6 protein-coding genes and 3 pseudogenes are annotated in these 8,205 nt (G+C 42.8%); all 9 read left to right on the top strand.

What is annotated here, in order from left to right; translation table 11 throughout:
• Window positions 1-93: 93 nt before the first annotated feature.
• Entirely contained in the window at window positions 94-459 is a 366-nt protein-coding gene (locus A8805_RS18655; RefSeq protein ID WP_109713972.1) for a PrgI family protein, read from the top strand.
• A complete protein-coding gene (locus A8805_RS18660; protein ID WP_109713974.1) occupies window positions 452-2,788 on the top strand; it encodes a VirB4-like conjugal transfer ATPase, CD1110 family in 2,337 nt (778 codons plus the stop codon). The genes A8805_RS18655 and A8805_RS18660 overlap by 8 nt, the downstream gene beginning before the upstream one ends.
• Before the next feature lie 69 nt (window positions 2,789-2,857).
• Window positions 2,858-3,265, top strand: a complete 408-nt coding sequence (locus A8805_RS18665) for a DUF6075 family protein (protein WP_109713976.1) — start codon at window positions 2,858-2,860, stop codon at window positions 3,263-3,265.
• 13 nt (window positions 3,266-3,278) lie between these two features.
• Window positions 3,279-4,055: a DUF6674 family protein gene (locus A8805_RS18670; protein WP_109713978.1), complete on the top strand. Its 777-nt coding sequence runs from the start codon at window positions 3,279-3,281 to the stop codon at window positions 4,053-4,055.
• An 89-nt stretch (window positions 4,056-4,144) separates the two neighbouring features.
• Entirely contained in the window at window positions 4,145-4,909 is a 765-nt protein-coding gene (gene srtB / locus A8805_RS18675; protein ID WP_109713980.1) for a class B sortase, read from the top strand.
• Between the two features lie 34 nt (window positions 4,910-4,943).
• Complete coding sequence (locus A8805_RS18680) at window positions 4,944-6,836, top strand: lysozyme family protein (protein ID WP_109713982.1); 1,893 nt, start codon at window positions 4,944-4,946, stop codon at window positions 6,834-6,836.
• 167 nt (window positions 6,837-7,003) lie between these two features.
• Window positions 7,004-7,294: pseudogene (locus A8805_RS18685) on the top strand (acetyl-CoA C-acyltransferase); the annotation flags it as partial.
• A 65-nt stretch (window positions 7,295-7,359) separates the two neighbouring features.
• A pseudogene (locus A8805_RS18690) lies at window positions 7,360-7,889 on the top strand (transposase); the annotation flags it as partial.
• 106 nt (window positions 7,890-7,995) lie between these two features.
• Window positions 7,996-8,205, top strand: a pseudogene (locus A8805_RS18695) (IS256 family transposase); the annotation flags it as partial.

Raw genomic sequence — 8,205 nt, forward strand, 5'->3', positions numbered from 1 at the left:
TTACGTTTTTCTTTTAGTATAACAGCAGATTGGAAAAATGCAAATGTGCGATGATAAAAATTTTATGAAATAAATACAAGGAGGTAGTTTGATTTGGAAGTAAAAATCAACCGGGAAATCCGTAATTATACGGAATCCATGTTTTTTGGATTGTCACTACGGCAATTCATATTTTCTATATTAGCCTGCGGTGTAGCCGTCGGGCTTTATTTTTTGTTCAGCCCTTATGTGGGAGTGGAAACAGTCAGTTGGATGTGTGTGCTGGGAGCCGCACCCTTTGCAGCTATCGGTTTTATCCGTTATCACGGGATGAATGCGGAACAGTTTTTGTGGGCGTTTATCAAATCGGAATTCTTATTACCGAAATGCCTGATTTTTCAGCCAAAAAATATTTACTATGAAACCTTAAAAACCTGCATTGAGAACCATGAAAGGGAGGAGAGAAAACGGAATGATTAGGACATTGACAAATATTTTCAGACAAGATAGGGAGAAGTTTGTTGTACCAAAAAGTGTACAGCAGGCTATTCCCATTCAGGCTATCTGGGGAGATGGAATGTTTCAAGTGGGAAAGAATAAATTTGCCCAAACCTATAAATTTTTGGATATTAACTATGCGGTAGCGAGCAGGGCAGATAAAGAGGCCATGTTTTTGGAGTACAGCGAACTGTTGAATTCTTTTGACAGTGGTGCTACCACAAAGATTACTATTAACAACCGACGGTTAAACAGGCAGGATTTTGAGCAGTCCATTCTAATTCCTATGCAGGAAGACGGACTCGATTTATACCGGAAAGAGTACAATGCCATGTTGTTAGAAAAAGCCACCGGAGCAAACAGCATGGTGCAGGAAAAGTATGTGACAGTATCTGTGTATAAGAAATCCATTGAAGAAGCAAGGACCTATTTTTCCCGTGTCAGTGTAGATTTAATGTCCCATTTTTCCCGGTTGGGGTCTAAATGTATGGAACTGGATGCCACAGATAAGCTTCGGACACTGCATGACTTTTACCGTGTAGGAGAGGAGACAGGCTTCATCTTTGATTTAAAGGAAACCATGAAGAAAGGGCATAGTTTTAAAGACTTTATCTGCCCGGACAGCTTGGAATTTGAAAAAGACCACTTTGTTATGGGAAAACGATATGGCCGGGTGCTGTTTCTCAGAGAGTATGCTTCTTATATCAAAGACAGCATGATTGCTGAGCTGACCGACTTGAACCGTAATCTGATGATGAGCATTGACATTATTCCGGTGCCCACTGATGAAGCGGTTCGGGAGGTGGAGAACCGGTTATTAGGTGTGGAAACGAATATAACAAACTGGCAGCGCAGGCAAAACGCTAACAATAACTACAGTGCGATGGTGCCATATGATATGGAACAACAACGAAAAGAGAGTAAGGAATTTTTGGATGACTTGACCACAAGGGATCAGCGGATGATGTTTGCAGTGCTGACGTTGGTGCATACTGCAGATACGATGGAACAGTTGAACACAGACACGGACGCTCTGTTGACTACCGCAAGAAAGCATTTGTGCCAGTTTGCCACATTGAAATATCAGCAAATGGATGGACTAAATACTGCACTTCCCATCGGTCATAGGAAAATCAATGCTTTGCGAACGTTAACAACCGAAAGCCTTGCAGTACTAATGCCCTTTCGTGTGCAGGAGATTATGGATGAGGGTGGCATTTATTGTGGAGAAAATGCCATTTCCCACAACCTGATTATGTGCAATAAGGCGAAACTGCTCAATCCCAACTCTTTCCTGCTGGGGGTTCCTGGAAGTGGCAAGAGTTTTGGTGCAAAGATGCTGATTGTCTTCCTGGCACTGGCTACCGGAGATGATATTTTGATCTGTGACCCGGAGCGTGAGTACGCTTCCTTAATTGAGGCGATGGGGGGCGAAGTGATCCGTATCGCTGCCGGAAGTCATGACCACATCAATGCAATGGATATGGTGGAAGGCTATGGAGATGGAGGCAATCCGGTGATTGATAAATCCGAGTTTGTCTTATCGTTATTTGAGCAGTTAGATGCAAAAGGTGTGACTGCAAAGGAAAAATCGCTGATTGACCGCTGTACAGCCGCTGTCTATGAAGATTATCAAAGAGGTGGTGCGGTGCCAACCCTGTGTATTCTGCGTGAAAAAATGCTGGGACAACCGGAGAAAGAAGCCAAAGATTTAGCTCTTGCCCTTGAATTATTTACCAGTGGCAGTTTGGATGCGTTTGCCCATAAGAGTAACGTGGATATCAACAGCCGTATGGTGGTGTATGACATCATGGATTTGGGAAAGCAGTTAAAGACAATGGGCTTGTTGGTGATTACGGATGCCATGCTTAACCGTGTGACGGATAACTGGAGGAAAGGAAAACGTACTCATCTGTTTCTGGATGAGTTTCATGTAGTATTTGAAAATGAATTTTCAGGAGCCTTTTTCAATTCAGCGTGGCGCAGGTTTCGAAAGAGAAATGCCTTTCCTAATGCTATCACGCAGAATGTAGAGTATCTTCTGGATTCTATACTTGCCAGTACCATGTTGTCCAACAGTGAATATATAGTCATGCTGAATCAAGCGGCGTCCGACCGACAAAAACTGGCAGACCTTTTGAATATCTCCAATGAGCAGATGAGTTATATCACCAATGCAGATGCAGGGTGCGGATTAATTAAATATGGAAGTTCCCTCGTACCATTTATCAATAAATTTCCGAAAAATACACGGTTATATAAGTTGATGACAACCAAACCGGGAGAGGATAGTGCAAACCGAAACCGATAAGAAAAGAAGCACAGGCAGACTGCCAGCGGAGTATTCCATTGGTGGCTGCCTTTTTGATGGAGGTATGAAATGGCAGAAATTAAATTTGCTTCAAAAGAGCATAAAGAGTTTTATAACGAAATGATGGAGAAGGTCAAGGTGAACGATAGTTATCACCGGGCCTTTTTCTATTGTATGGGAATTTCAGGAGAAACAAGAAGAAATATCGGGCGATTGTTTGATTTCAAGAAGGACTGTATTGAACCAGATGGATTGCATGAGGGATGGCAGACAGGGGGCAGTATCCGGCTGACCAGACTTGCCTTTAATCTTTGGAATGGATATTCAGAGCAGGATAATGAGAAAATGTCTACTCCTTATGAATTGTTTGATTGTGGATATGCTCCCTATTTTTTAGAGGCCATCAAAATGAAATATCCGGAGTATTGCCGGGAGGCAGTTTCTATAAGAAACGCATCGGTAGGAATAGAACGATAGGAGGAGTGCGGATATGGAGACTGCAAGGCAGACAACATTACGGGAACAGCCGGAGATTATAAACTTATTCCAAATGTTGGAAGGAAATGGACTGACAGGAGAGCGAGAAAAAGTGGAGCTGCTGTTAGACTATTTAGACAGCTTGGATCATCGATTTAATCAGGTAATGGAAGAATTACAGGAAGTAAAAGGACAGTTGGCACAAATACAGGACAAAGGAGTGAAGTCCAACGCTACACATGTTGTTAGACGGGCGGAGGTCAAAATACAGGAAACAGGAGTGCATATAGAAGCGGTAAAGAAAAACCTGATTTCTTCTGAGAAGCATATAGTTGCAGCCGTGAAAGAAAAAGGAAAGGATGCATTGAAACATGTCGTATCTGCTATGAGAATCCTTGATGTGTTAACTCATCTGAAAGAAGTACTTCATGACAGTGCGAAATGTATGGAGAAAGAAGCAGCTAAATTAGAGATGATCAGCGGCGAGTTTCATTCCATTGGTGAGCATACAAAAAATATCAGCAGAATGTTGATTGGCAGGCTGAAACAGGAATCGGCAGAGAAGCATTCCGACAAAGGCGTGTTAATAAAAATGCAATGGCTTTGTCTTTCCTGTGGCAGACAGCTTTCTGACATGGAGGAAAAAACTGTAGAAGTTTTGAATCGGATGGAACAGTTTACAGTTCGAGAGCCAAAGAAAGAATCGGTCAAAGAGGCGTTGAAGCGGATAAAAAGTGAGAAGTCCGTAAGTCAGACAATTCAACCGCCTATGAAAGAAAAGGAAAGATAACTTGTAATGATAGGCAGTGAGCCTATTTTTTAATGTACTGGTCAGATGCGCTTATGGTGCATTGGCCGGAAGTGATGGAGGATAAGACGATGAAGAAAAAAATCTATATGGTGGGCATTACCCTTAGCTTTCTACTGTTTGTGTGTTCTATGTATCAGGTCATTCGAAATTATGCAGGGGAGCAAAAAGCAGCGGATGAATTTGAACAGTTGGCTGAAATTGTGAAACAAGCAGAGACGCCGGAGAAAAAGGAAACAGAGGAAACAGAGAATCAGTTACCCCTTGAAGAGTACCAGGAATTATTCCATCAGAATAATGATTTGACCGGATGGATTTTAGTTGAGGGAACGCAAATCAATTATCCGGTCATGTATACACCCAACAATCCTGATTATTACCTAAAGCATAATTTTGAGGGGAAATACAGTGATTACGGAGTCCCCTATATTGCAGAGCATTGTGACCCTTACGAACCCAGCGACAATGTGATTATTTATGGACATCACATGGACAATGGTTCCATGTTTGCCGGGCTGATGGAGTATGAAACACAGAAGTTTTATGAGAGTCATAAAATCATTCAGTTTGATACCCTGACAGATCAGGTGTGCTATGAAGTGGTTGCGGTATTTAAGACCACGGTATATGACGATACGGGGTTTAAGTATTATTTGTTTGCCAATGCGGAGAAAGTGGAGGACTATCAGAAATATGTAGAAAAGTGCAAGTCACTTTCATTTTATGACACTGGTGTAACTGCCACATATGGGGATAAGCTATTGACTTTGTCCACCTGTGAATACTCCAATCCCAATGGGCGGCTTGTTGTAGTAGCGAAAAAGGTTGTGGGATAAATGATATTCCGAGTATCTAAAAGGAGATCCGGCAATGGTTAGGGAGATTAAGACACGCAGGGTATATAAGGACATTAAAGCATTGGATAAGACTGCAAGTGTTGCAGACCATGTGAAACACGCTTTTGTTCGGACAAAGGACACCGCAGAAAAAACACAGCCTCAGACCAAGGAACACACCACTCCGGAAAGTTATGCCGAGGAGAAGGTGGTGCATATCGTAGATTCTGGCGGTCATACTGCTGTCCGACAGGTTGGTAAGCAGGGAAAAAGAATGATTAATGTGGCAAAAGAAAAGTATCAGGTGGCTAAAGAAACAAAAAACGTAAGACAAGCAGTATGGGAAAGTCGTGGTTATATCAGGGCAGAGCCTTCCCAGCCCACCTCTTTTGCATGCAGGGAAAATACCTCTTATCAGCCGAAAGAGCATATATGGAAAAGAGCACAGGGGCGGTTACAGAGAGGAGCAGCAGGGAGTCAGGTATCAGAAGTTAGGGAAGTTTCTAGGCAGGCAGTTAAGACATTAGAACGGGGAGAGAAAACCATAAAAACTGCGGGAAAGATGGAGTGGACTGTAAAAAATACTGGTAAAGGTGTGGTTAAATCTGCAAGGAAATCTGTGAAAACAGCAGAGTGGACAGCACATACAACGGTTAAGACAACACAGGAGGCAGCTAAAGCCGCACAGCTAACCGCAAAGGTATCTGCAAGGACAGCAGAAAAAGCTTTAAGAGTGGCACGAGTTGCGGAAAAAGCAGCAGAACAGGCGGCAAAAGTAGCGGTGAAAACCACGGTGGCGGCAGTCAAAGCCATCCTAGATGCAACCAAAACATTGGTGACAGCCGTTTCTGCAGGAGGATGGGTATCTGTTCTGATTTTAATCATTGTCATTTTATTTGGAGGAATCTTTTGCATCATAGGAGGCGGAAATTCCAGCACAGTTAATCCGGTTAGTGCAGAAGTAAATGCCTATGAGCCAATCATTCGGCAGTACGCAAACCAGTATGGAGTGGAGGAATATGTGGAACTGATTAAGGCAGTTATGATGCAGGAGAGCGGAGGGCGGGGAAGTGACCCGATGCAGAGTTCGGAAAGTGCCTTTAATACCCGCTTTTCACGTCAGCCAAATGGTATCACAGATCCGGATTATTCTATTCAATGCGGGGTGCAGGTTTTAAAGAATTGTATGGAGAGTGCGGGAGTTGAAAATCCATTGGATATGGACAAGATTAAGCTGGCTTTGCAGGCTTATAATTTTGGAAATGGTTATATCACATGGGCTAAAAATAATTATGGGGGATATACAGCAGTCAATGCCGCCGAGTTTTCTGATATGATGGCACAGCGTATGGGCTGGAGTGGCTATGGGGATAAGCAGTACGTTCCTCATGTGCTTCGGTATTATGTCTTTGGTAGAATACCTACTGGTGTCGGTAATCAGGCGATTGTGCAGATAGCGTTATCGCAGGAAGGGAATGCTGGAGGGCAGCCCTACTGGAGTTGGTATGGATTTAACAACCATGTGGAATGGTGTGCCTGCTTTGTATCTTGGTGTGCCCAGCAATGTGGATATATTGATGCTGGTGTTATGCCGAAGTTTTCTCTTTGTTCGGATGGTGTATCATGGTTCCAGCAGAGGGGGCAGTGGCAGGATGGCAGTTACGTTCCGGTAGCTGGGGATATTATCTTTTTTGATTGGGGGAATGATGGAAGTATCGACCATGTGGGAATTGTGGAGAAATGCGAGGATGGCGTAGTTTATACCATTGAAGGAAATAGCGGTGATAGGTGTCAGAAACGGAATTATGCAATTGGATATGGTAACATTTATGGGTATGGTGTAGCGGCATATTGTGAAAAAGTGCAAAACAGTCAACAACTGGCTGTTTTGCACTTTGTTGCTTTTATGAAATATTATCGAAAATAAGGATTCTTATTAAGAGGAAGGAATAGTAAACCACATTTTATTAAATTTAGAAGAAGCTTAGTAACCGCAATAATTTTTAATTGAAAAGTCCATATTCTTAGTTTGGCTAGAGAAATAAAGTGGAGAAGACAATGAAGAGGCATACGGAAAAACTGGGGGTATGGTGTAGTTCAAAAACTATGGCTAAAGCAGGAATTACGGCAGATGATTTAGACTTGGTTGAGGCAAACGAAGCCTTTGTCGCACAAGCTATTTCTGTTTGCAACGATTTGGGCTTCAAATCAGAAACAACTAATGTAAATGGTGGCGCAATTGCAATAGGTCATCCAATCAGATGCTCCGGTGCAAGGATTCTTACAACATTATTATATGAAATGAAAAGAAGAGATTCTAAGCTGGGCCTTGCTTCAGTGTGTATTGGTGGAGGAATGGTGGCAACAATTATCGTTGAAAGGTAGGGGCGAATGAATATGAAAAACAAGATTATTACGGCTGAACAAGCAGCAGATATGGTTAAAGATGGTATCTGGCGGGTGTTTCCGTTTGACGTGTGGAAGATATTACGGAGGCGCTTTGGGGAACCAAAGTCTCCCCCGGTACGATCAGCAACCTGAACAAAAAAGCTTATGAGCACATCGAAACATGGCGTACCCGTCCATTAACGGGTGAATATCCCTACGTTTACGTGGATGGTGTTTTTCTAAAACGCAGCTGGGGTGGTGAAATTCAAAATGTCTCCATCCTGATTGCTATCGGCGTTGGCTTTGTGGCGTACAATTGATAATTGGCGACCGTAATCTGGGCATGTTTGAAACGATTCCAGAAGTCTTTCCAGATGCCCGTTATCAGCGTTGTACGGTTCATTTTTATCGAAACATCTTCTCAGTGACACTACGTAAGAAAATGAAAGCAGTTTCCATGATGCTAAAGGCTATTCATGCCCAAGAGAGCAAAGATGCTGCCCGGGAAAAAGCTGCACAAGTAGCTTTAAAATTCCGAGAAATGAAGCTTGCCAAGGCCGCCGAAAAATTGGAAGCGGGTATTGAGGAAACCTGGGAGTGTAAGATAGAGTGTGTAAGTTCAAAATGAACTTCACACTCTGTTTTTTTGTCAGGATATGTTAAACTAAACAACAGAGAAAAGGAAGGATAGAACTACTATGGCAAGAAGAAAACGTGACCCTAAAAAAGATGCACTGGTACAGGCAATACTGAATCAGTACCAACCGGAAAACGTCGGAGACATGCAGGATGCTTTGAAAGATATCTTCGGCCCTATGTTTGAATCAATGCTTCAGGGAGAAATGAAAGATCATCTGGGTTATGAGAGTAATGACCGACAGGAAAAGGAGGGGACAAACCGCAGAAAT

Origin of the sequence: Faecalicatena contorta, from assembly GCF_003149105.1 — a bacterium.
In the GTDB taxonomy this organism is placed as follows: domain Bacteria; phylum Bacillota; class Clostridia; order Lachnospirales; family Lachnospiraceae; genus Muricomes; species Muricomes contortus_C.